This is a genomic window from Streptomyces sp. R28 (genome assembly GCF_041052385.1).
Taxonomy (GTDB): domain Bacteria; phylum Actinomycetota; class Actinomycetes; order Streptomycetales; family Streptomycetaceae; genus Streptomyces.
In genome coordinates this window covers 9,604,995-9,628,220 of sequence record NZ_CP163439.1, presented here as the reverse complement: position 1 = coordinate 9,628,220, position 23,226 = coordinate 9,604,995, and the positions used below count along the sequence as shown (strand labels likewise).

The following is a 23,226-nucleotide window of genomic DNA, read 5'->3' as shown; positions in this document are numbered from 1 at the left end:
TCCCGGCGCTGCGCCGGGACCCCGCTCTCCTCGGATCACTCCACCGCGGTGGGCCTGCGCGACGCCGCCGTCGCCTCGTCGACGTCGGTCAGCGGGCGCAGCCGGTAGGTGTAGGAGTAGTCGCGGCTCGCGAACAGCTTGTACTCGTCGTGGGTGTGGGCGCCCCAGCTGTTGTCGCCGCCCACGCCCATCTGCCGGTGGCTGAGCCGCAGTACGACCTCCTCGCGCGGCGTCAGCTGGTAGTCGTGGCGCGCTCCGACCGACAGGTCCTCCGGCGTGAAGTGCGAGGCGTTGACCTCGAGGAGCGGTTCACCGCAGACCAGCAGCCCGGTGCCGTCGTCGCCGGTCAGGGCCACCCAGCGGACGTCGGTCTTGTTGCCGTTCTCCTGCGGGCGGATGTAGGGCTCCCACTGACCGGAGACGGTCCCGGAGTAGCGGCCCACGTCGGTACCGGTGTTGCGGTCGCAGTGGTTCTCCTCGGGGCCGCGTCCGTAGTAGTGCAGGCGCTCCAGCCGGCCCGGCAGGAAGAGCAGGGTGCCGATCTCCGGGATGTACGGCAGGCCGGCCGCGCCCGGGTGCAGGGTGTTGTCGACCTTGATCTCGCCGTTGCCGAAGACCGTGTAGGTGGTGGTGTACGACGACTCCGTGCTCGTCGGGAGTGTGCCCTTGACCTTGATCTCCACGGCCCGGTCCCGCAGCCCCCGCACACCGACGTCCGTGACCTTGCGGGCCGTTCCGGCGTCGCGCCAGGTCTGGTTGCGGACGTGCTGGCCGTTGCCCTTGTCGTTGTCGGTGGGCGCCCGCCAGAAGTTCGGCGCGGGGCCGGAGGCGATCAGCTGGGCACCACGGACCTTGTACGAGGTGATGACGCCGGCCTTCTTGTCGAGGGTGAGGGAGAAGCCCTCGCCCGTGACGACGACCGACGCGTCGGCGTCCTCGTAGGTCAGCGCCGGGACGCTGTCCAGCGGCCTCGGGGTCACCGCCGGGCTGCCCGCGTCGACGGCGAGCTGCTGCTTCGCGACCTCGAAGCCGGCCTTCGCCCACTTCGTCGATTCCTTGGTGCGGAAGGACAGTTCGAGGAAGTACTCCGCGCCCGGCACCGGCTCGCCCGGCACCTTGAAGGGGACCGTGATCTCCTTGTCGGTCAGCGGGGCGACATCCAGCTGCGCGCGGCTCAGCCTGCCACGCTGCACGACCTCGCCGTCGGCGACGAGCGCCCAACGCCCGTCGAACTCACGGAGGTTGGTGAACAGGTTCTCGTTGGTGAGGGTGAGCGCCGCGCCGGGAGCGAGCCGGTCGCCGGAGGCCGGAGCGGCGTTGATCGCCTGGTAGACACGCTTGACCTCGGCGGCCTTGCCGGTGTGCCCTCGGTCGGCGGTGACGATGCCGTCCGCGACGAAGTTCCCGTCGTTGGGGTTGTCGGCCCAGTCGCCGCCGTATGCGAAGAACGTCTTCTGGCGGGGCCGCTTCTCGGTGAGGCCGACCGTCGCCGCGTCGAACCAGAACCGCACCCCGTCTCCCCCGGGTCCGCGCCCGTCGGACGCCAGCTCGGCGGCGCTCAGGGCGCGGGCGTACACGCGTGCCCGGCGGATGGTTCCGCTGAACTCACGGGTCCAGTTGTCGGCATCGGTGGCGAGCGCGAGGGGCGCGGTGGTGCTGCTGGGGCGCCGGGTGGTGGTGCGGGTGGCCTTCGCCTCGCCGTCGACGTAGAGGGTGAGCGTGCCGGCGTCGGCGTCGAAGACGCCCGCGACGTGGTGCTCGGTGCCTGTCCAGCCGTCCGGCAGCGCCCAGGTCGCGGTGATCCACTGACCGCCGCCGTGGATGAAGAACTCGAGGCTGTCGTCGTTCTGCTTCAGGGCGTACTGGGTGTCGCCCTTGGCGATGATCGGCTGGTGGTAGCCGAGGACGTGCGGGGTGATCCACGCCTCCAGCGTCAGGGAGCCGGTGAGGTCCAGGCGTGCGTCACGGGCGAAGACGGTACCGCCCGAGACACCCTTGGCGCGGTCGAAGGTGCCGCTGGGTGCGAGGATCTCGCCGCGCAGCGCACCCGGGCCCGCCTCGGTGAACTGCTTGCGCGTGGGGGTGGGCCAGCTCAGGGACTGGTCGACGAAGTCCCAGATCCAGCCGCCCTGGAGGACGGGGTAGCGGCGGATCAGGTCCCAGTACTTCTTGAAGTTGCCGTTGGAGTTCCCCATCGCGTGGCAGTACTCGATCATGACGTACGGCCGGGTGTCGGCGGTGTCCTTGGCCCGGGTCTCCACGCGCGAGGGGCTGTCGTACATCTCGGAGCGGATGTCGCTGACCGTCGGCCGGTCGTCGCCCTCGTACTGGACGACGCGGGTGGTGTCGTACGACTTGATCCAGTCGCGCATCGCGACGAACGTGCTGCCACCGCCCGCCTCGTTTCCGAGCGACCAGATGACGACCGAGGCGTGGTTCTTGTCGCGGTGAACCATGTTCCGGGCGCGGGCCACGCAGGCCTCGGTCCAGTCCGCGTGGTTGCCCGGGTACTCGCCGCGGATGCCGTGCGTCTCCAGGTTGGTCTCGTCGACGAGGTAGAGGCCGTACTCGTCGGCGAGTTCGTACCACACCGTGTTGTTCGGGTAGTGCGAGGTGCGGACCGAGTTCATGTTCATCCGCTTGATGATCGTGATGTCCTCGATCAGGTCCGCGCGGGTGAGGGCCATGCCACGGTCGGGGTGCATCTCGTGCCGGTTGGTGCCGCGCAGGGAGACGGGCCGGCCGTTGATCCGCATCAGCCCGTCCTTGAGCGCGAACTCGCGCAGGCCGACGCGGTGGGACAGCGTCTCGATCAGCTTTCCGGCCGGGTCGCGCAGCCGCAGGACGGCGGTGTAGAGGTACGGGTGCTCGGCCGACCAGAGCTTCGGGGCGGGGACGGCCTTGGTGGCCGTCCCCGTCACGTCCTTGCCCGCGGCGGCCACGTCGACGGGGAGTTGCAGCGGGCGGGACCAGACGGGGTGCCCGTCCGCGTCGTACAACTGTGTCTCGACGGTGTACCGTCCGGCCCCGCTCCCGCCGTAGTCGCGCACGCTCGCGGTGACCGACAGGCCGGCGGTCCGGTAGTCGTCGCCGAGCGGGGTGTCCAGCTTGAAGTCGCGCAGGTGCACGGGCGGGGTGGAGTACAGGTGGACCGAGCGGAAGATGCCGCTCAGCCGGATCATGTCCTGGTCCTCCAGCCAGTCGCCGTCGGAGTAGCGGTACACCTCGACCGCGATCTGGTTGGTGCCGGGCTTGAGATGGCGCGTGATGTCGTACTCGGCGGGGGTGAAGGAGTCCTCCTTGTAGCCCACCAACTCGCCGTTGATCCACACGTAGTGGGCGGACTTGACGCCCTCGAAGTGCAGGAAGGTCCGCCGTCCCGACCAGTCCTTCGGGACCGTGAAAGTTCGCCTGTACTGGCCGACGGGGTTGTAGCGGGTGGGCGCGGCGGGTGGCTGCGAGTCCTCGCCGAGACCGTTGGCGCCCCAGTACGGGTAGGTGATGTTGACGTAGATCGGGCGGTCGTAGCCGTGCGTCTGCCATACGGAGGGGACGGGGATCGTGTCCCAGTCGCGGTCGTCGACGTCGGTGCGGTAGAAGTCGGCGTCGCGGTCGTCGGGGCGGTCGGCGTAGGCGAACTTCCATCTGCCGTCGAGGCTCATGCGGTACGGCGAACGGGTGCGGTCGGCGGCCAGCGCCTGTCTGACGTCCGCGTAGGGCATCAGCGTGGTGTGCGGGGGCTCGGCACCGACCTCGAAGAGGCTGATGTTGCCGTTCCACTCCGGGGTGCCGGCCGCCGCCTCGGCCCCGTCGGCCGCGTGCACCGTGGCGGCGGATGATCCGGACAGGGCGAGCGCGCCGAGGACGGCGGCTCCCCCCTCCAGGAGGCGGCGCCGGCTGACCGGCACGCCCTGGAGGCGGCTCGGGTGGCCGGCGGGAGACTCGGGAGCGTGCGGCATGACCGTGGCCTTCCTCGGGACGACAGTGCGCTGCGCGGGACTTGAGGGAGCGTCAGATCGTGTGCGGTGCTGTTGGTAAACCGAACGAACCCTAGGATGCGAACAGAAACGAATCAATGATTCTGTCGGACTTTGTGTGATCCTGCGGGGTTGACGCGCCCAGTAGATCCGCTTACGCCGCCGTCTCGACCTCCGTGACCTCGCGCTGCCGCTCTTCGAACTGCGTCCGGTACAGCTCGGCGTACCGCCCGTCGGCCGCGAGCAGTTCCTCGTGGGTGCCGCGTTCGACGATCCGGCCGGCCTCGATCACCAGAATCTGGTCCGCGGCCCGCACGGTGGACAGCCGGTGGGCGATCACGACCGCGGTCCTGCCCTGCAGCGCCTCGGCGAGCGCCTCCTGGACGGCGGCCTCGGAGGTGTTGTCCAGGTGGGCGGTGGCCTCGTCGAGGATGACGACGCGCTGGCGGGCCAGCAGCAGCCGGGCGATGGTCATGCGCTGGCGTTCGCCGCCGGAGAGCCGGTAGCCGCGCTCGCCGACCACGGTGTCGAGGCCGTCGGGCAGGGACCGGACGAGATGGTCGAGGCGGGAGCGGCGCAGGGCGTCCCAGAGTTCGTCGTCGGTGGCGGCGGGGCGGGCCAGCAGCAGGTTGGCGCGGACGCTGTCGTGGAAGAGGTGGCCGTCCTGGGTGACCATGCCCAGAGTGCCGCGCAGGGACTCGGCGCTCACGTCACGTACGTCGAGGCCGCCCACGCGTACGGCGCCCTCGTCGACGTCGTACAGGCGCGGCAGCAGCTGGGCGATGGTCGACTTGCCCGCGCCGGACGAGCCGACCAGGGCGACCGTCTGCCCGGGTTCGGCGCGGAAGGAGATGCCGTGCAGCACGTCGGCGCCGCCGCGTGTGTCGAGGGTCGCCACCTCTTCCAGGGAGGCGAGGGAGACCTTGTCGGCGGAGGGGTAGCCGAAGCGGACGTTGTCGAACTCCACCGCCACGGGGCCGTCGGGGACCTTCTTCGCGTCCGGCTTCTCCTCGATCAGCGGCTTGAGGTCGAGCACCTCGAAGACGCGCTCGAAGCTGACGAGGGCGCTCATGACCTCGACCCGGGCGCCGGCGAGCGCGGTGAGCGGGGCGTACATGCGGGTCAGGAGCAGGGCCAGCGAGACGACGGCTCCCGGCTCCAGGGTGCCGCGCAGGGCGAACCAGCCGCCGAGGCCGTAGACCAGGGCGAGGGCCAGGGCGGACACGAGGGTGAGCGCGGTGATGAACATCGACTGGGCGGTCGCGGTGCGTACGCCGATGTCCGCGACCCGGCGGGCCCGTGCCGCGAACTCCTGCGACTCTTCCTCCGGGCGCCCGAAGAGCTTGATCAGCGTGGCGCCGGGCGCCGAGAAGCGCTCGGTCATACGGGTGCCCATCGCCGCGTTGAGCGTGGCCGCCTCGCGCTGCATATGGGCCATGCGGTGGCCCACACGCCGGGCCGGGATCACGAACACCGGAAGCAGGACGAGGGCGAGCAGGGTGATCTGCCAGGACAGGGTGAGCATGACGGCGAGCGTGAGCAGCAGCGTGACGACATTGCTGACCACGCCGGACAGCGTGTTGCTGAAGGCGCGCTGGGCGCCGATCACGTCGTTGTTGAGACGGGAGACGAGCGCTCCCGTACGAGTGCGTGTGAAGAACGCGACCGGCATGCGCTGCACATGATCGAAGACAGCCGCCCGCAGATCGAGGATGAGACCCTCGCCGAGCCTCGCGGACAGGCGCCTGGCGAGGATCCCGAGCGCCGCCTCCGCCACCGCGATCAGGGCGATCAGCAGGGCCAGACGGACAACCCTGCCCTCGTCGCCGCCCGACACGATCGCGTCGACGACGGCGCCGGCCAGCACGGGGGTCGCGACGGCGAGCAGCGCGGTCGCCACCCCGAGCACGACGAAGAGCGCGATCCTCCGGCGGTGCGGGCGGGCGAACGCGCCGATGCGGCGCAGTGTGGCGCGGGCGAACGGGCGCCGCTCCCGCTGGGCGTTCATGACGCTGTACAGCTGTGTCCAGGCTGTGCTCTCCATACTCATGAGCAGGAAGGTAGAACCTCAAGCAGCGTTGAGGTCAATATCGGCGGCCTCGCGAAGATCGACAGCCGCCCGCAGCCGGACCGTAAGACGCCGTCTTCGCTCCCGCAACCCGGCGTTGTCGCAGCGCGGAGAACCTCTGCGAATGTGACAGCCGTACGACTCCCCGCGGGACGCCTGCTCGGACGTCTCCCGCTGCGCCAGACACTGTGCCTGCTCCCCCTCGTCCTCGTCGTCGTGGTCGCGGTGCAGCACCGGTCCGTGCTCGCCGAGGGCATCGGCCAGCTGGCGACGGCCAAGTGGCCGTGGCTGCTCGCCGCGGCCTGCGCCACCTGTTTGACGTGGGTCGCGGCGGCGGTGACCCGGCAGGGCGCGGTGATCGACCGGCTGCCCAAGCTGCGGCTGCTCGTCACACAGTTCGCGGCGGGCTCGGCCAACCACCTGCTGCCCACCGGTCTGGGCGCGAGCGCGGTCAACCTGCGCTTCATGACGGTGTGCGGACTGCCGCTCGCCCGCTCCTCGGCCGCACTGGCGCTGTATCTGCTCGCGGAGAGCGTGGCCCGCGTCGGCCTGCTGGCCGCACTGCTGATCGCCTTCCCCGACGCGCTGCGGCTCGGCCCGCTCCTGCCACAGGGGGCGTGGGGCCCGGTGTTGCTCGTCATCGGCGCGGCGGCTGTCGTGGTCGTGGCCGTCTTCGCGCTCGTACGCCGGCTGCGTACCGCCGTACTCTCGTTCCTGCGCAGCGCGCTGGACGAGGCGCGCTCGGTGCACACCCGTCCGTCCCGGGCGCTGGCGCTGTGGGGCGGTTCGCTGGCCTTCCCCATGCTGCAGGCGACCGGTCTGGTCCTGGTCGGGCTCGCCCTGGGACTGGACGTGCCGCCCGCGCACATGGCGCTCGCGTATCTGGCGGCGACCGTCGCCGTCGCCCTGGTGCCCACGCCGGGCGGGCTCGGCTCGGTCGAGGCGGCGCTGGTCGTGGCGCTGGTGGCGGCGGGCGGCCCGGTGGCGGTGGCGACGGCGGTGGTGCTGGCCTACCGGATCATCACGGTGTGGCTGCCGCTGCTGCCGGGGGCGTTGACGCTGGGGGCGCTGGTGCGCTGGAAGGTCATCTGACGGCTCAGTAACGTGCGGGGGCCGACCCACGGAATCCGACCCACCGAAAGGGGCCCCACCATGCCGGTCCGCGTCGAGCGCGACGGACACGTCACCACCGTCGTCCTCTCCCGCCCCGAGGTCCGTAACGCGGTCGACGGCCCGACCGCCGCCGAACTCGCCGCCGCCTTCAGGGAGTTCGAGGCGGACGACGAGGCGCGGGTGGCGGTGCTGTGGGGCGAGGGCGGCACGTTCTGCGCGGGCGCCGACCTCAAGGCGCTCGGCGGGGACCGGGGCAACCAGGTCACCGAGGAGGGGGACGGTCCAATGGGGCCGACCCGGCTGCGGCTGTCCAAGCCGGTGATCGCCGCGGTCGCCGGGCACGCCGTGGCCGGGGGCCTCGAACTGGCGCTCTGGTGCGATCTGCGGGTCGCCGAGGAGGACGCCGTCTTCGGGGTGTTCTGCCGCCGCTGGGGCGTGCCCCTCATCGACGGTGGCACGGTACGACTGCCCCGGCTGATCGGTACGAGCCGCGCGCTGGACATGATCCTGACGGGACGGCCGGTGCCTGCGAGCGAGGCCTACGAGATGGGGCTCGCCAACCGTGTCGTGCCGACGGGACACGCCCGCGCCGAGGCGGAGGCACTGGCCGCCGCGGTCGCCGGGTTCCCGCAGGCGTGTCTGCGCGCCGACCGGGCGTCCGTGCTCGACCAGGACGGGCTGGACGAGACGGCGGCCATGCGAGGCGAACTCCGGTACGGCATGGGCGTGCTGGCGCAGAGCCTGCAGGGCGCGGCACGGTTCGCCTCCGGCGCCGGGAGGCACGGCTCGTTCACGGACCTGTGAGACTCAGGGATCCGGGGGGGGCGCACGGAGGCGTGAGGCGCACGGCCGTCTGAGACTCACGGACCCGTGACGGTCCCGCCCGGCGATCCGAAGTCGTCGTCCGGCCACTCGGCCCCCGCGAGCCACTCCCCCACGGCAACCGCCGCCGGGGCGCGCGGTGTGCAGGCCTGCGTCGACGGCGGGCCCGCGCGCGCCGGTGTCCAGGGGGAGGCCGCCGGGCAGATGGCGGGGGTGGACGCGGTGGATCCGGTGCCGATGGCACCGCGTTCGGAGCAGACGGTGAGGGCCTTGGTGCCGGAGGTCCCCTGGTCGATCGCGAGCGCTGGACCTGTATGGCACCTCTCCCCGCCGGCTGCCTCGGATGTCTCTCCTGCCTCGCCGCCTCGAACACCTCGCCTGCCGCCGGGGGCGCGGGCGTCGAGCGGCGCTCTGCGTACCCAGGTCGCGGGCGGCAAGTGCCCCTCTGTCACCGGCGGTCGGCGGAGAATGCCCGAAACCGGCCCAAGACGCCGTCCGGCCGCCGATCCTGGTACGAACACCTGTGCCCGATGCGGCAGGATGAGCCCTCGTGCCGGCCTCGGGGGACGGGTGGCCGGCACAACGGCACATCGCGGGAAACGAGCAGGTGACAACGTGACGAGACTTCACATCCGGCCGTCGGCGAAGGGGTTCGCCGCAGCTCTTCACCACGGAGGTGGACGGTGAAGCGAGCGCTCACTGTGGACGACCTGGTCATCGCCGGGATCGCGCTGGCGGCGGGGCTGCTCGCGGCCTTCCTGCTGCGCATGCTGCTGCGCTGGCTCGGCAAGCACGCCGACCGCACCCGCTGGAGCGGCGACGACCTCATCGTGGACACGCTGCGCACCGTGGTGCCGTGGGCGGCGTTCCTGGGCGGCGCGGCCTCCGCGGGCGCGGCGCTGCCGCTGACCCGGACGGTCCAGCACAACGTCAACAAGACCTTGACCGTGCTGCTCATCTTCGTCGTGACGCTGGCGGTGGCCCGCGGGGTCGCCGGACTGATGCGGACGGTCACCCAGTCCCGCCCCGGGGTCGCCGGCTCGGCCACGATCTTCGTCAACATCACCCGGATCCTGGTCCTGGCCATCGGCTTCCTGGTGATGCTCCAGACCCTGGGCATCTCCATAGCGCCCCTGCTCACCGCCCTGGGCGTCGGCGGTCTCGCGGTCGCACTCGCCCTGCAGGACACGCTCGCCAACCTCTTCGCGGGCATCCACATCCTCGCCTCCAAGACCGTCCAGCCCGGCGACTACATCCGGCTGAGCAGCGGCGAGGAGGGCTACGTCGAGGACATCAACTGGCGCCAGACGACCGTACGCGCGCTCTCCAACAACCTGATCGTCATCCCCAACGGGGAGCTCGCGAAGACGAACATGACCAACTTCATGCGTCCCGAGCAGGAGTTGACGATCCTGGTCCAGGTCGGCGTCGCCTACGACAGCGACCTGGACCACGTGGAGCGGGTGACGAACGAGGTCATCGGCGAGGTGATGACCGAGGTCGAGGGCGCCCTCCCGGACCACGAGCCGATCATCCGGTTCCACACCTTCGGCGACTCCCGGATCGGCTTCACGGTCATCCTGGGCGTCGGTGAGTTCAGCGACCAGTACCGGATCAAGCACGAGTTCATCAAGCGCCTGCACAAGCGCTACCGCCTGGAGGGCATCCGCATCCCGGCGCCCACGCGGACGGTGGCGATCCAGCAGGGCACGGTGGCGATACCGCAGCAGCGCCTCCCCGAAGAGGCGGACGAGATGGCCCCCGTCCGCCTCGACTGACCTGCCCGAACCGCCCTACAGGGTGGCCGAGTTGTCGTGGGAGCGGCTGCGCTTACGGCTGTGCGGCGCGGCGAGCGCCGGGTTCACCGGGGTGACCGTCCAGTCCGGGTGCCCCGGCATCCGCGGCGTCTTCGTGCCGTACAGCCAGTCCTGGAGGAACCCGGACAGATCCTGACCGGAGACCTCCGAGGCGACGGCGATGTAGTCGGCCGTCGACGCCGAGGAGTTGCGGTACCGGTCGAGGAAGGCGCGCTCCAGCGCGTTGAAGGCGCTCTCGCCGACGAGGTTGCGCAGCGCGTACAGGACCAGCACGCCGCCCAGGTAGCGCTGGCCGTCGAACAGGTTGGCCGCGTTGGGCGCGGCGACCGGCCCGGAGTCGCGCCGCCACTGGTCGCCCTGGGCGTAGGTGTTCTTCATCCGGGCTTCCATGGTGGTCAGGCCCATGGAGTCCGGCCAGCCGCGCTCGTAGCGGTAGAGCAGCCCGTAGAAGTCCGCGTGGCCCTCGTTGATCCACAGGTCGGCCCAGCCGGCGGGGCTGACACTGTTGCCGAAGTAGGAGTGGACCAGCTCGTGCATCATGTGCGAGCCGATCTTCGGCTCCGCCTGGAGCAGATAGTTCGGCTTGTAGATGGTCAGGGTCTGGCTCTCCAGGCCGGTGAAGTCGAAGGCGTTCGAGGCGTCGGAGTTGCAGGGCAGAAGGCCGTACGTCTCGAAGGGGTAGGCCCCGAGCCGCGCCTCCAGCCACTCGACCAGGTTCGGCGTCAGCGCGAGCGCCGGTTCCAGTGCCTCGGCGCGCGCGACCGGGACGACGTCACGCAGCGGGAGGCCGTGCGGGCCCTGCCGGTCCTTGATCACGTAGTCGCCGACCGTGATCTGCACCAGTTCGGTGGCCATGGGCTCGCGGGAGCAGTACGTGTACGCGGTACGGCCGCCGGAGAGGCTCTCGGTGCGTTCGAGCAGGCCGGTGGCCACGCCGCGCAGACCGCCGGGGACGGTTATGCGGAACGTGAAGTCGGCCTTGTCGGAGGGGTGGTCGTTGCAGGGGAAGACGGTGTGGGCCAAGTTCGGCTGGCAGCAGAGTGCGAACCCGTCCAGCGTGTCGACCCAGCCGGTGTTCGGCTGCGGAATACGGCGCGGGTCCGCCGAGTACTCGACGCACACGGTCACCCAGGACTTGTTCGGCAGGGTCCGTGCGGGCATGATGCGCAGCTTCTCGGCCACCTGCTCGAACGTCGCCGTACGGCCGCCGACGCGCACGGCGCGGATGTCGAGACCGAGGGAGTCGAGGGAGAAGCGGGTCAGGGCCTGGGTGGTGCGGATCTTCAGGGTCGCGGTGGCGTCGACCAGCCGGGTCGTGGCGTCGTAGGAGAAGTCGAGGTGGTAGGCCGCGACGCGGTAGCCGTCGTTGCCGAGCGCCGGGTAGACGGTGTCGCCGAGGGTCTCGGGGCCCGGGCTGCCGGAGGTCCTGGGGGCCGACGTCCCCGTGCGCGTCGGCGTGGCGTGGGCCGAGGGGGCGGTGGTCAGGGCCGCCGCGGTTCCGATGAGCGCGGCCGCGGGGGCCGTCACTCGGGTGCGATATCTCATGGTCCGCTTTCGCTGGGGCGGCCGGGTGGTCAGGACCGGCCGCCGGATCGGTGATCTCCCTACATGACTGTGGGATCGGGCGATCAGGTTGCACGGAGGCGGTCCATCCGTTTGCGCGGATCCGAGATCTCGGCCAACATCCCGCACCGGTGTGCGGACCCCTGTCGAGCCGAGGTCGATCACGAGATATCTTGATGTCGAGCAATGTTGCAGACGTGGAGCGGAGCACCCGGTGACTGACTCGACCATCATCTATACGCACACTGACGAGGCCCCGGCCCTGGCGACGTATTCCTTCCTGCCGGTGGTCCAGGCGTACGCCTCGCAGGCGGGTGTCGCCGTGGAGACGCGTGACATCTCGCTGGCCGGCCGCATCATCGCGGTGTTCCCGGAGTACCTGACCGAGGACCAGCGCATCCCGGACGCCCTCGCCGAGCTCGGTGAGCTCGCGAAGACGCCCGAGGCCAACATCATCAAGCTGCCGAACATCTCGGCGTCGATCCCCCAGCTCAAGGCGGCCGTCGCCGAGCTGCAGGGCCAGGGCTACGCGCTGCCGAACTACCCGGACGACCCGAAGACCGACGAGGAGCGGGAGATCCAGGCCCGCTACGACAAGGTCAAGGGCTCCGCGGTGAACCCGGTCCTGCGTGAGGGCAACTCCGACCGCCGCGCCCCCGCCTCGGTCAAGAACTACGCCAAGACCCACCCCCACCGCATGGGCGCCTGGACCTCCGAGTCCAAGACGAACGTCGCGACCATGGGCCAGAACGACTTCCGCTCCACCGAGAAGTCCGTCGTGATCTCCGAGGCCGGCGCGCTGAAGATCGAGCTCGTCGCCGAGGACGGTTCCACCACCGTCCTGCGCGAGTCCGTACCGGTCCTCGCCGGTGAGGTCGTCGACGCCTCCGTGATGCGGGTCGCCGCGCTGCGCGAGTTCCTGACCGCGCAGGTCGCCAGGGCCAAGGCCGAGGGCGTGCTGTTCTCCGTGCACCTCAAGGCCACGATGATGAAGGTCTCCGACCCGATCGTCTTCGGCCACGTCGTGCGCGCCTTCTTCCCGAAGACCTTCGAGAAGTACGGCCAGGCACTCGCCGCCGCCGGTCTGTCCCCGAACGACGGTCTGGGCGGCATCCTCAAGGGCCTGGAGGCGCTGCCGAACGGCGCCGAGATCAAGGCGTCCTTCGACGCGGAGATCGCCGAGGGCCCGGAGCTGGCCATGGTCGACTCCGACAAGGGCATCACCAACCTGCACGTGCCGTCCGACGTGATCGTCGACGCCTCGATGCCGGCCATGATCCGCACCTCGGGCCACATGTGGGGCCCGGACGGCCAGGAGGCCGACACCCTCGCGGTGCTCCCGGACTCCTCCTACGCCGGTGTCTACCAGGCCGTGCTGGACGACTGCCGCGCGAACGGCGCCTACGACCCGTCGACCATGGGCTCGGTCCCGAACGTCGGCCTGATGGCGCAGAAGGCCGAGGAGTACGGCTCCCACGACAAGACCTTCGAGATCAAGGCCGCCGGCACGGTCCGCCTGGTCGACCAGGCCGGCAACGTGGTCATCGAGCAGCCGGTCGCCGCGGGTGACATCTTCCGCGCCTGCCAGACCAAGGACGCGCCGATCAAGGACTGGGTGAAGTTGGCCGTCACCCGCGCCCGTGCCAGCGGCGACCCGGCCGTCTTCTGGCTGGACGAGACCCGCGCCCACGACGCCAACCTGATCGCCAAGGTCAACGCGTACCTGCAGGAGCACGACACCGAGGGCCTGGACATCCGTATCCTCGCCCCGGTCGACGCGACGAAGCTGTCGGTGGAGCGCATCCGCCGCGGTGAGAACACGATCTCGGTCACGGGCAACGTCCTGCGTGACTACCTGACCGACCTCTTCCCGATCCTGGAGCTGGGCACCAGCGCCAAGATGCTGTCGGTCGTCCCGCTGATGGCGGGCGGCGGCCTGTTCGAGACGGGCGCCGGCGGGTCCGCGCCGAAGCACGTCCAGCAGCTGGTCAAGGAGGACTACCTGCGCTGGGACTCCCTCGGTGAGTTCTTCGCGCTGGTGCCGTCCCTGGAGCAGTACGCGACGGCCACCGGCAACACCCGGGCCAAGGTCCTCGCCGACACCCTCGACCGCGCCACGGCGACCTTCCTCAACGAGGACAAGTCCCCGACCCGTCGCGTCGGCGGTATCGACAACCGCGGCAGCCACTTCTACCTGTCCCTGTACTGGGCGCAGGAGCTGGCCCAGCAGACCGACGACGCGGACCTGGCCAAGGCCTTCGCCCCGCTCGCCGAGACGCTCACCGCGGGCGAGCAGAAGATCGTCGACGAGCTGAACGCCGTCCAGGGCAAGCCGGCCGAGATCGGCGGCTACTACCAGCCCGACCCGGCCAAGGCCGCCGCGGTCATGCGCCCGTCGGCCACCTGGAACGAGGCGCTCGCGTCCCTGAGCTGACGCCAGGGGCCCGACAGGCCCGCTCACGTGACTCTGCCCCGGCCCGGCGTACTGCCTGCCGGGGCAGAGCAGTTCTTCGGCCTCCGGACAGCGCCTAGGCGGGCAGTACGAGCTCCAACCCGAGCCAGCGGGCCAGGTCTGCGGTCTCCCGGCCGATCTCCGCGCTCATGGGCTCGGTGAACGGCACGTCCTGGTGGATCGCGTCCACGCGCAGCACCCCGCCCTTGCGGTCGGCGGTGGCGTCGAGTTTTCCGACGAGCCGGTCGCCGTACAGGATCGGCAGCGCGAAGTAACCCCAGCGGCGCTTGGCCGCGGGCTTGTACATCTCCAGCTGGTACTCGTACTCGAACAGCTCGACCGTGCGCCTGCGGTCGTGCACGAGCCGGTCGAAGGGTGACAGCAGCGCCGCGCGCCCCTCGAAGGCCAGTCCCAACTGGGCAGGATCCACACGCCACTTGCCCCGCACGCCCTCGACGACGGCCGGCTCACCGGCCTCCCCCACGTCCGCGGGCTCCACCTGGCACTCCGGGCCCCGCGCGCGGGCGATGCCCAACGCCCGCAGACGCCGCTCGTCCCGGATGCGCAGCGCCTCCTCGACGGGCACCGCGGGCGGGTCGGGGTAGACCCGCTCGGCCAGGTCCCACAGCCGGTCACCGCCGCGGCGTCCCGCCACGGCAACCTCCCCGCGCTGCACCATCAGCTCCAGGAGCTTGGTGACATTGCGGTTGTTGGTCCACCCGCTCGACTTCCACGGCAGTTCGCAGGTGTCGGGCAGCTCGCGGGAAGGCAGCGGCCCTGCGGCGCCGAGCCGGTCGAGTATGTCCCGGCGGCAGGCGTCGTTGGCCCCCACCCATGTGCGGTGATACTCACGCCAGGAGGACGGCGTCCCCCGCTCGGGCCACTCGGCCATCTCGGCGCGGTACAGCGCGAGATCCTCACCGGGCCGGATCATCGCCTGGAGCTCCAGCAGCGTCCGGTCGGCGAGGGCGGCGGTCAGGTCGGCCGGCGCGTAACCGGCGGACCCGAGCCGACTCCACGCCACGAGATCGGCGTTGGGCGCGATGGCGGCGGTCGGGTCGATCTGCAGCAGGGCAAGCCGTCGTACGACATCGAGCAGCCCGCCCGTCCGGGAGCCGTCCAGCAGCTGGGCGCGCACGGCGATGCGGCGGGCTTCGGTGCGGGAGAGCTCGTGCACGGTCACCTGCGTCACCGGTCCCGGGTCGCGATCTCGGAGTCGTCGTCCTGCAGGTCGACGAACTCGTCGGTGGCTGCCCCGGGCACGACGTACGGCGCAGCCGGGTCGGCGGGCCGCTGATTGCTGATGCTCATGCTCATGCTCATGCTCATGCTCATGCTCATGCTCATGCTGTGATGGTGCACCACGCCACTGACAACGCCCCGGGAGCAGCCGTCATGACCTCTGCCGTGCCGTCGTTCGAGTTGCTCCCCGGAGCCGACGGATCGCCGGTGATCCTGCATGTGCCGCACTCGGCGCGGGAGATACCGCCGGATGTGCGCGCGGGGATCGTGCTGGACGACGCCGCGCTGGAGCGGGAGCTGGACCACATCGTCGACGCGCACACCGCGGAGCTCGCGCAGGGTGCGGCCGGGGCGTCGGAGATCGCCCCGTGGCGGTTCGTCAACCGGCTCTCGCGGCTGGTCGTCGATCCGGAGCGGTTCCCGGACGAGCGGGAGGAGATGCTGGCGGTGGGCATGGGCGCCGTCTACACCCGGACGACGCATCTCTCGGATCTACGGTCCGCTGACACGGACCCCGAACCCCTCATCGAGCGCTACTTCCGGCCGTACGCGAAGGCCATGACGGATGCCGTGGCGGATCGGCTCGCCGTCGCCGGCCGGGCCGTGATCATCGACGTCCACTCCTACCCGACCGACCGGCTCCCCTACGAACTGCACGGCGAGGGCCCGCGACCGCCGGTCTGCCTGGGCACCGACTCCTTCCACACGCCGCCCGAACTGCTCACCGCGGCCAGGGAGGCGTTCGCCACGTGCGGGCAGACGGCGCTCGACAGCCCGTTCAGCGGCACGTACGTACCGCTGGAGTTCTACGGCACCGAGCCCCGGGTGGCCGCCCTGATGATCGAGATCCGTCGGGACACGTACATGGCGGAGCCGGGCGGTCCGGCCGGTCCCGGACTCACCCGGCTCGCGCAGGCGCTGGCGACGCTGGTGGACGCCGCCTCCCGCTGACGCGGTGGGTCAGGCCCGCAGCCACTCGGTGACCACGAGTTCTCCGCCGGTCCGCAACCGCAGGGCGAAGGGGCCGCTCGGCGGTGCGTCGCTGGTGAAGCGGCCCATGTCGTCCGCCACGACCGGCGTGGCCGTCTGCGGGCCGCCGAGCACCTCGATCCGCGCCTGCTGCGGCGGCAGCACCTGCCCCATCAGCCCCTGCGCGCTCACCTCCACGTCGACGGTCACCTCGCCGGCGCGGAAGGTCAGCATCCGCGGCACGTCCGTCGCTCCTCTGACCGGAATGGCGTCCATCACCGAGTCGAAGGTCAACTCGGCGATACGGGCGTCGAGGTCGTGCAGTGCGAAGGCCGCGACGGCGATCTGCCGCAGCTGGGCGGGGACGGGATCCAGGATGGCGGCGGCCTGGCGGAGTTCCTCCTCCAGCAGCTCGACGTCGAACCCGTCGTCACCGAGGGGCTCTTCGCCCGTCACTTCGTCGTGCATGTCGTCGTTCACAGCGCTCCCCGTGCGTCGAGTCGGGCCCGAAGTCGGCGCAGACAGCGCTGGCGCAGCGGCCCGATGCTGCCCACGGCGATGCCCAGTGCGGAGGACACCTCCTGGTAGCTGGGCGGCGGCGAGGCCATCAGCACGCGCAGCAACTGGCGGCAGCGATCGCCGAGTTCCTCGAACTCCTGCCACATCCAGCGGATGCGCTCGGACTCGGCGGCGGCCTCCTCGGAGTCCAGAACCGACTGTCGGGCGTACGGTCCTCGCTGACCCGGTCGAGCAGCTGCGGATCGCTCGTCACCGTCAGCCGCCTTAAGCTCTTGAGCACCTTCAGGCACTCGTGCCGTGCGGTGCTCGCGAGCCACGATCCGGCCTTCTCGGGTTCACGGATGCGCCCGAGGTGCTGGGCAAAGCGGAACCAGACGGTCTGGTAGACCTCATGTGCGTCGGCGTCACACAGCCGGTGCGCGCGCACGACGGACCACACCAGTGGGCTCAGCCCTTCCACGAGCGCCTTCCAGGCCGCCGCGTCACCGTCGACGGCGGACTGGACCAAAGCACCGACATCCGCACGGTCCACAGCCCCACCCCTCGTGTACGGCAAGTCATCGTACGCCGCGGAGGGGGCGGTTCCGACCCTCATGAACGAGGAGCCGGTGGCACTACGGGGACAGGGCGCCAGGTAGAAGGGCGAAGGGCCGGCACATGCGCCCCCCGCACCTCCGCGAACCCTGAGTTCGCCGCGAGCATCTTGTACCGGGCGACACGCGGGTCGCGCTCCTGCTGCGCGGTCATGTGGGCGGCGATCATGCCGGCGACGAGGGGGGTGGCGAACGAGGTGCCGCTCCAGTACGCGAGCCCCTCGAACATCACCTGGTCGGGCTTGGTGGTGCCGCCCTGCTCGCTCAACACGCCGGTGTGGCGCGGGGACTGGCAGGTGCAGGCGTAGCCGAAGCCGTACCGGCAGGCGTCGTAGGTGGAGTGCTGGTACACGTACGGCACGGGCGCGTCGAAGCCGGTGAGGGCGCTGGTGAGGCGCTCGCCGGGCGCGTACGCCTTCACCCAGCCGCCGTGGTTGCTGAAGCAGGCGCCGAACTCGCCGTCCGCGCGCAGCGCTCCGACCGACAGCACGACGTCCTGGTAGTCGGGCACGTCGGCGTAGGCGGCGGGCCAGAAGGGCATGGCGCTGCCGTTGTTGCCGCCCGCCGCGACGAGCAGGGTGCGCTGGTCGCGGAGTTCCTGCATGAAGGCCTCGACGCCGAGCAGGGCGTCGGTGCGGCCGTTGGAGGTGCCGGCGGAGAGGCTGAGGATGTCGGGCCAGCCGCCCGCGTCGACGGCCTCGAAGAGCTTCTCGCCGAACTCGGACTCCAGGATGGCGCCCGCGTCGTTGAGGGAGTTGCGGACCGTGATGTCCGTGTTGGGCGCGACGGCCGCGACGAGCCCGGCGATGAAGGTCCCGTGGCCGACGTACTGCTGGAGGACGCCCTCGTCGTCGCACTCCTTGACCTGGGCGTCGCCCTCGGTGTGGGCGAGCAGCGGGAAGGAGCGGTAGTCGTTCATGAGGCCGGTGTCGATGACGAGGACGCCGACGGCGGTGTCCGGGTCGTGGGCGCCCTCGGCCGCCGCGGGGTTGATCCCGTAGGCGAGCGGGGCGGGCGCGGGCTCGTCACCGGGGCAGGAGTTGACCTGCCCCGTGATCCCGACGAGGTGGTTGCGGCTGACGAGGCGCCGTCCTGCCCGGCCCTCCGTCTCGCGCAGGGCGCGCAGGGCGTGCGCGACGGTGGGGTCGCCGCTCCGGTCGCCCTCGCCGGGGTCGCCGACCTGGATGCGGGTGATGCCCGAGCGGTTGGTATGCGGGCTCGCGCGGCGCACGTGGTCCTGGACCAGGTCGGGGTGGGCGGTGAAGTGCGCCCGTACGGTGTCCTCGACGACGCGCGCGTCCTCGCCGTCGCGGACCAGTACGTAACCCTTCTCGTAGATGAACTCGGCGGAGTCGTCCGGTCCCATCGCGAGGGGGACGTCGGGCATGGTGCGCTGGATCTGCTCGAACTGCTCGTGGAATCGCTGTGGTGCCATGGCGTGTCCTCCCACTGAGGCGACGGTCGTCAATCAGAGCCGTGCGGTCACTGATTGATACAGCGCCAAACCTGTGTGGCGCGGTTCCGGGGCAACTACCATCCGTGGAGTGACAGCGGGAAGCGACTCGGTTCTCGAACTGCTGCCGATGGTGTTCGCCGCCCCGAACGACGCGCTGGCGAGGGCGGAAGGAGTGCTCGACGCCGATCCGTCGCCGTGGCACGCCTCCGTCGCCCACCAGGTGATCGGCATCTGGCAGCGGGACTGGGGCGACATGCGCATCGCCCTGTATCACCTGCGGCGTGCCCGGGATCTCGCGGCACGCGCGGAGTCGGCCGACCGGGAGGCGGACGCCCTGGCCACTCTCGGGGTCGCGTTGGTGCACGCGGGGCGCACTCAGCAGGGACTGGCCGCGCTGGAGCGCGGGGTCGAGCGCGGCAGCGGACACACCCGCGCGCGCGTGCTGTTCCGCCGGGCCTACGCCCGCTGGGTCCTGGGCCATCACCGCGAGGCGCTGGAGGACGTACGCAAGGCGATACCCGTGCTGCGGCAGGCGGAGGACGTCATCTGGACGGCGCGGGCGCTGACCTTGCGCGCGACCGTGCATCTGGCGCTCGGCGCGATGGACCGTGCGGATGCCGACTTCACGGCGGCCGAGGCGCTGTGGGACACCACTGGCCAGGAGCACGACAAGGCCGACGCGGTGGAGAGCCGGGGTCTCGCGGCGTTCCGGTCGGGCGAGATCCCGGCGGCGCTGCGGCTGCTCGACGAGGCGGAGGAGCGCTACGCCAAGCTCGGCACGCCGACGTTCATGCTGAACATCCGCCGCTGCGAGGTGCTGATGGCAGCCGGGCTGGCCCCGGAGGCGCTGGCCGAGGCGGACACGGCGATCTCCGTGCTCGACGGCATCGGCGGCCAGTCCACCCGCAAGGCCGAACTGCTGCTGGCCGCCGCGCGAGCCGCCAGGCTGGCGGGCGACGCGCACACGGCGATCGCGCGCGCCGACATGGCCGTACGGCTGTTCGCCGGGCAGCGGCGCATGTGGTGGGAGACGCACGCCCGGCTGGTACTGATCGAGGCACGGGTGGCCGCGGGCCGTAGTTCGGGCCGGCTGGTGGCCGACACGGCGGCGGTCGCCGAACGGCTGGCCTCCTTCGGCGCGCCGGCCGCACCGGAGGCCTCGCTGCTGGCGGGCCGGATGGCGCTCACCCTGGGCTGGCGGGCCGACGCCGAGCAGCATCTGGCCGTGGCCGCCCGCAGCAGGCGCAGCGGGCCGCCGCTGGCGCGGATGACGGGCTGGGCGGCACAGGCGCTGCGGGCGCAGGCCGCCGGGTCGGGGCGCGGCGTGCTGGAGGCCTGCCGACGCGGCCTGGACGTCCTCGACGCGCACCGGATGACGCTCGGCGCCTCCGAGCTCCGGGCCCGCGCCACCGCGCAGGGCGCCGAGCTCGCCGCGCTGGCCCAGCAGGCCAGCCTCGATTCGGGCAGCCCGCGTCGGCTGCTGGTGTGGAGCGAGCGCTGGCGGGCCACCGCGCTGTCGACGCCGCCGACCCGCCCGCCGGCCGATCCGGAGCTCCAGAGCGACCTGACGGCGTTCCGGGAGATCGCGGCGCGCGCCGAGGAGGCCCGCAGCGAAGCCCGTCCGGTTCCGGCGCTGGAGCGTGAACAGCGGCGCCTGGAACGGGAGATACGCTCCCGGACCCTGCACCTGCGCGGCGACACGCCGGGCGACGGCTACCGCTTCGACCCGGGCCGGCTGCTCGAGCGGCTGGGGGACGACGTACGGCTGGCCGAACTCGCCGTGCTGGACGGGCGGGTTCAGGTGCTGTTGTGCGGGCAGGGGCGGGTGCGCCGGTACGAGGCCGGGCTGCTGGCCGAGGCGGAGACCGAGGCCGAGTACGTCCAGGCCGGGCTGCGGCGGCTGGCGCACCCGGGTGCGGAGGGGCGGTTGCCGGTGGTGGAGGCGGCGGGGCGGCGGCTGGAGGAGCTGCTGCTCGGTCCGGCGGCGGCGCATCTGGGCGAGGGCCCCGTCGTGGTCGTACCGCCGGCCCGGCTGCACCGGGTGCCGTGGGCGCTGCTGCCGTCGTTGCGGGAGCGGGTGCTCAGCGTGTCGCCGTCGGCGAGCAGCTGGCTGCGCGCCCGGGAGACCGAGGCGCCGCCGGGCGGCCGCCCGGTGCTGGTGCGCGGGCCCGGGTTGGCGACCGGCGGCGCGGAGGTGCCTCACCTGGCCGGCCGGTACGGCGGTGCGGTCGTCCTGGAGCACGCCGACGCGCGCGTGCCGCGCGTACTGGAGGAGCTCGACGGCGCCGCGCTGGCCCATATCGCGGCCCATGGCACGTTCCGCGCGGACAGCCCCCTGTTCTCGTCGCTGCGGATGGCCGACGGCCCGATCGTCGTCCATGACTTCGAACGCCTGGACCGCAGCCCGTACCGGATCATCCTCTCCTGCTGCGACACCGCCCGGTTCGCCTCCGTCGGCGCCGACGAACTGCTCGGCCTGGTCACCGCGCTGCTGCCGCTGGGCACGGCGGGGGTGGTGGCGTGCACCGCGCCCGTCAACGACGCCGCGGTGGTTCCGCTGATGCTCGCGCTGCACAAGGGGCTGAGCGAAGGGCTCTCCCTTGCGGAGGCCCTGCGCGACGCCCGGGCGGCGCTCCCGGGCGACGCGTTGCACCAGGCGACGGGGTGGGCGTTCTCGGCGTTCGGTGCGGCCTGACGCTACGCCCGGCGTCAGCCGTCCCGGCACGTGGGACGCGTGAGTCACCTCGCCCGCCGGTCGGGTTACGCCGGCTGCGCGACCGGCAGTTCCACCAGCCACGGCAGTGCACCGCGGTCGCTCGCGCCGAGGCGGGCGTAGGCGCTGTAGAGGTGGTTGCCGACCGTGCGGACGGACAGGGTGAGCTTCTCGGCGATCTGCCGGTTGCTCAGTCCCGTGGCCGCCAGGGTGACGATCTGCCGTTGCCTGGCGGTGAGTTCGCCCAGGACGAGGCCGGACAGGGCCGGGGTGCGGGCGCCCTGGCAGCGGCGGGCCAGGGCGACGGCACGGGTGCGGGCGGTGCGGGCGGCACGCGGGTCGCGGTGGGCCCGTACGGCCTGGGCGTGCGCCTCGGCCGCGAACAGCAGGAAGCCCCGCTTCTCCAGCTCTTCGGCCACCTGGTCGAGCGCGAGGCCGTCGCCGCGGGCGAGCGCGTCGGCGTGCGCGGCGAAGACGCCGGTCAGACGGCCCACGGCACGCTCGGGGGCGCCGAGGCGGACGGCGTCGTACGCCTCGCCGGTGAACGCCTCAACAGCCCTGTCGGCGGCGCCCCCGTCGGCATCGCCGCGGGCCGTTGCCGGCCGGGTGACCGCCCCACCCCCGTGGGGGCGGCCACCCAGGATCTCGTGCGCGGCCGGGGTGTCGCCCGACTGCGCTGCGGCGAGGGCGAGTTCGAGACGGCAGGACGGATCGTCGCCGCCGTCCCGCAGCCCCTCCCGTGCCCACGCCGCGGCCTCGCGCAGCTCCCCGCGCAGCCGCGCGAACCGGGCGCGTACGGCCGCGTACCCGGCCGGCACCGGCGCGTCCTCCGCGACCAGCCACTCCCCCACGGGCGTCGGCATCGCCCGTACGTCCGCCCGCTCGATCCGGCCGGTCAGCGCGGCCCGCTCGGCGTCGAGGGCGGGGCCGCACTGTTCGGGCGTCCGGGACAGCCGCCTCGCCCGCAGCCGGCCGGCCGCGGCCCGCAGCACCGGGCCGTGCAGGGGGTGGGCGAGGCGGACTGCGCCATGGTTGTCGACGTGGACCAGGGAGTCGGCCTCGAGGTGTTCCAGGGCAAGGAGGTGGAGTTCGTCCAGGTCCAGGGGCAACGGCTCGGCGAAGGCGAGGCGTTCGAGAGTCTCGCGCTCTTCGGGGCAGGTGCGGTCGAGGACGTGGGCCGTGCGTTCCCGTACGGTCGCGGTGACCGGCACCGGGCCGCGCCACGCCCACTCGTCCGAGTCGGCGACCCGGCCGGTCAGCCGGCGCTCGCGCACCGCGCCCACCAGGTCGCGCAGCAGCCGCAGGTCCCCCTGGCACAGGCGGTGCAGCCGGTTCACGGTGAGCGGCTCCAGGCGAGCGCCCCCGGCTCCGCCCGCCAGTAGTTCAGCGGTCTCCTCGCGGGGCAGTGGCTCCAGGGCGAGGCGAGGCAGGAGTTCGCCGGTCCACAGTCGGGAGATCGCGCCCGGGGCCGGGGCGCCGTCGGCGGTGACGACCAGGAGACGGGTGCGTCCGTGCACGGCCAGCTGGTGGACGAGGGCGGCCGAGGCGTCGTCGAGCAGGTGCGCGTCGTCGACCAGGAGCTGTCGTACGCCGGACAGGTGCTGGAACGCGCCGTGCAGGGAGGCCGTCTCCGGCACGAGGTGCGCGAACGCGGCGAAGCGGATTCGGCGGGTCTCGGGGGTGCCGGCCACCCTGGCGCAGTCGGTGCCGCGGACGGCCTCGGTGACGAGCCGGGTCTTGCCACAGCCCGCCGGTCCCGTGATCACGATGCCGTTCCGACCGGCGGTCAAGGACCCACGGACCAGTTCGAGTTCGTGCTCCCGACCGGTGAACGGCCAGGGCAGTTCCAGGGTCTTCGCGTCCCGTTCGAAAGTCATCACGGCAATGAGAGCGCGGTGACTCACACCTGATACACAGGGACT

15 protein-coding genes and 1 pseudogene are annotated in these 23,226 nt (G+C 71.8%); 6 read left to right on the top strand and 10 right to left on the bottom strand.

Features of this window, described 5'->3' with window-relative positions; all coding sequences use genetic code 11:
• Positions 1-35: 35 nt before the first annotated feature.
• Positions 36-3,959, bottom strand: coding sequence for a glycoside hydrolase family 2 TIM barrel-domain containing protein (locus AB5J49_RS42275; RefSeq protein WP_369174173.1), 3,924 nt, complete (start codon positions 3,957-3,959; stop codon positions 36-38).
• Between the two features lie 172 nt (positions 3,960-4,131).
• Positions 4,132-6,027, bottom strand: a complete 1,896-nt coding sequence (locus AB5J49_RS42270) for an ABC transporter ATP-binding protein (RefSeq protein ID WP_369174172.1) — start codon at positions 6,025-6,027, stop codon at positions 4,132-4,134.
• A 144-nt stretch (positions 6,028-6,171) separates the two neighbouring features.
• Between AB5J49_RS42270 and AB5J49_RS42265 the strand changes: the two genes are divergently transcribed.
• Entirely contained in the window at positions 6,172-7,137 is a 966-nt protein-coding gene (locus AB5J49_RS42265; RefSeq protein WP_369174171.1) for a YbhN family protein, read from the top strand.
• Between the two features lie 60 nt (positions 7,138-7,197).
• A complete protein-coding gene (locus AB5J49_RS42260; protein WP_369174170.1) occupies positions 7,198-7,962 on the top strand; it encodes a crotonase/enoyl-CoA hydratase family protein in 765 nt (254 codons plus the stop codon).
• Between the two features lie 56 nt (positions 7,963-8,018).
• On the opposite strand, the gene AB5J49_RS42255 is transcribed toward AB5J49_RS42260, so the two are convergent.
• Positions 8,019-8,417 carry a hypothetical protein gene (locus AB5J49_RS42255; RefSeq protein WP_369175509.1) on the bottom strand — a complete coding sequence of 133 codons (399 nt, stop codon included), beginning with the start codon at positions 8,415-8,417 and terminating at the stop codon, positions 8,019-8,021.
• A gap of 246 nt (positions 8,418-8,663) precedes the next feature.
• Here AB5J49_RS42255 and AB5J49_RS42250 point away from each other — a divergent pair, with 246 nt between their 5' ends.
• Positions 8,664-9,758 carry a mechanosensitive ion channel family protein gene (locus AB5J49_RS42250; RefSeq protein ID WP_369174169.1) on the top strand — a complete coding sequence of 365 codons (1,095 nt, stop codon included), beginning with the start codon at positions 8,664-8,666 and terminating at the stop codon, positions 9,756-9,758.
• Positions 9,759-9,773: 15 nt separating this feature from the next.
• Here AB5J49_RS42250 and AB5J49_RS42245 read toward each other — a convergent pair whose 3' ends face one another.
• On the bottom strand, positions 9,774-11,342 hold the full coding sequence (locus AB5J49_RS42245) for a M1 family metallopeptidase (protein ID WP_369174168.1): 1,569 nt from the start codon (positions 11,340-11,342) through the stop codon (positions 9,774-9,776).
• A 232-nt stretch (positions 11,343-11,574) separates the two neighbouring features.
• Here AB5J49_RS42245 and AB5J49_RS42240 point away from each other — a divergent pair, with 232 nt between their 5' ends.
• Entirely contained in the window at positions 11,575-13,794 is a 2,220-nt protein-coding gene (locus AB5J49_RS42240) for an NADP-dependent isocitrate dehydrogenase (RefSeq protein ID WP_369174167.1), read from the top strand.
• Between the two features lie 94 nt (positions 13,795-13,888).
• Here the strand turns inward: AB5J49_RS42240 and AB5J49_RS42235 are convergent, their stop codons facing one another.
• Both AB5J49_RS42235 and AB5J49_RS42230 read right to left on the bottom strand, forming a co-directional pair.
• Positions 13,889-15,004 carry a crosslink repair DNA glycosylase YcaQ family protein gene (locus AB5J49_RS42235; RefSeq protein ID WP_369174166.1) on the bottom strand — a complete coding sequence of 372 codons (1,116 nt, stop codon included), beginning with the start codon at positions 15,002-15,004 and terminating at the stop codon, positions 13,889-13,891.
• Positions 15,001-15,159 (bottom strand): hypothetical protein, encoded by a 159-nt coding sequence (locus AB5J49_RS42230; RefSeq protein ID WP_369174165.1) that lies wholly within the window; start codon positions 15,157-15,159, stop codon positions 15,001-15,003. The genes AB5J49_RS42235 and AB5J49_RS42230 overlap by 4 nt, the downstream gene beginning before the upstream one ends.
• Positions 15,160-15,207: 48 nt before the next feature.
• On the opposite strand from AB5J49_RS42230, the gene AB5J49_RS42225 reads away from it, so the two are divergent.
• Positions 15,208-16,005, top strand: a complete 798-nt coding sequence (locus AB5J49_RS42225) for an N-formylglutamate amidohydrolase (RefSeq protein ID WP_369174164.1) — start codon at positions 15,208-15,210, stop codon at positions 16,003-16,005.
• Positions 16,006-16,014: 9 nt separating this feature from the next.
• On the opposite strand, the gene AB5J49_RS42220 is transcribed toward AB5J49_RS42225, so the two are convergent.
• The 3 genes and pseudogenes from AB5J49_RS42220 to AB5J49_RS42210 form a co-directional block, all read right to left on the bottom strand.
• Positions 16,015-16,503 carry a hypothetical protein gene (locus AB5J49_RS42220; RefSeq protein ID WP_369174163.1) on the bottom strand — a complete coding sequence of 163 codons (489 nt, stop codon included), beginning with the start codon at positions 16,501-16,503 and terminating at the stop codon, positions 16,015-16,017.
• Positions 16,500-17,074 (bottom strand): annotated as a pseudogene (locus AB5J49_RS42215) (RNA polymerase sigma factor). The gene AB5J49_RS42220 and the pseudogene AB5J49_RS42215 overlap by 4 nt, the downstream one beginning before the upstream one ends.
• A 59-nt stretch (positions 17,075-17,133) precedes the next feature.
• Positions 17,134-18,570, bottom strand: a complete 1,437-nt coding sequence (locus tag AB5J49_RS42210; RefSeq protein WP_369174162.1) for a S8/S53 family peptidase — start codon at positions 18,568-18,570, stop codon at positions 17,134-17,136.
• A 148-nt stretch (positions 18,571-18,718) separates the two neighbouring features.
• Here AB5J49_RS42210 and AB5J49_RS42205 point away from each other — a divergent pair, with 148 nt between their 5' ends.
• Complete coding sequence (locus AB5J49_RS42205; protein ID WP_369175441.1) at positions 18,719-21,286, top strand: CHAT domain-containing protein; 2,568 nt, start codon at positions 18,719-18,721, stop codon at positions 21,284-21,286.
• 65 nt (positions 21,287-21,351) lie between these two features.
• Here AB5J49_RS42205 and AB5J49_RS42200 read toward each other — a convergent pair whose 3' ends face one another.
• A complete protein-coding gene (locus AB5J49_RS42200; protein ID WP_369174161.1) occupies positions 21,352-23,181 on the bottom strand; it encodes a LuxR C-terminal-related transcriptional regulator in 1,830 nt (609 codons plus the stop codon).
• Positions 23,182-23,226: the final 45 nt, after the last annotated feature.

Excerpts from the sequence above, each read along its gene's own strand:
- AB5J49_RS42260 (WP_369174170.1), top strand. The coding sequence starts at position 7,198 with ATGCCGGTCCGCGTCGAGCGCGACGGACACGTCACCACCGTCGTCCTC.
- AB5J49_RS42230 (WP_369174165.1), bottom strand. The coding sequence starts at position 15,159 with ATGAGCATGAGCATGAGCATGAGCATGAGCATGAGCATGAGCATCAGC.
- AB5J49_RS42210 (WP_369174162.1), bottom strand. The coding sequence starts at position 18,570 with ATGGCACCACAGCGATTCCACGAGCAGTTCGAGCAGATCCAGCGCACC.
- AB5J49_RS42245 (WP_369174168.1), bottom strand. The coding sequence starts at position 11,342 with ATGAGATATCGCACCCGAGTGACGGCCCCCGCGGCCGCGCTCATCGGA.
- AB5J49_RS42275 (WP_369174173.1), bottom strand. The coding sequence starts at position 3,959 with ATGCCGCACGCTCCCGAGTCTCCCGCCGGCCACCCGAGCCGCCTCCAG.
- AB5J49_RS42225 (WP_369174164.1), top strand. The coding sequence starts at position 15,208 with ATGACCTCTGCCGTGCCGTCGTTCGAGTTGCTCCCCGGAGCCGACGGA.
- AB5J49_RS42205 (WP_369175441.1), top strand. The coding sequence starts at position 18,719 with ATGGTGTTCGCCGCCCCGAACGACGCGCTGGCGAGGGCGGAAGGAGTG.
- AB5J49_RS42200 (WP_369174161.1), bottom strand. The coding sequence starts at position 23,181 with ATGACTTTCGAACGGGACGCGAAGACCCTGGAACTGCCCTGGCCGTTC.
- AB5J49_RS42270 (WP_369174172.1), bottom strand. The coding sequence starts at position 6,027 with ATGAGTATGGAGAGCACAGCCTGGACACAGCTGTACAGCGTCATGAAC.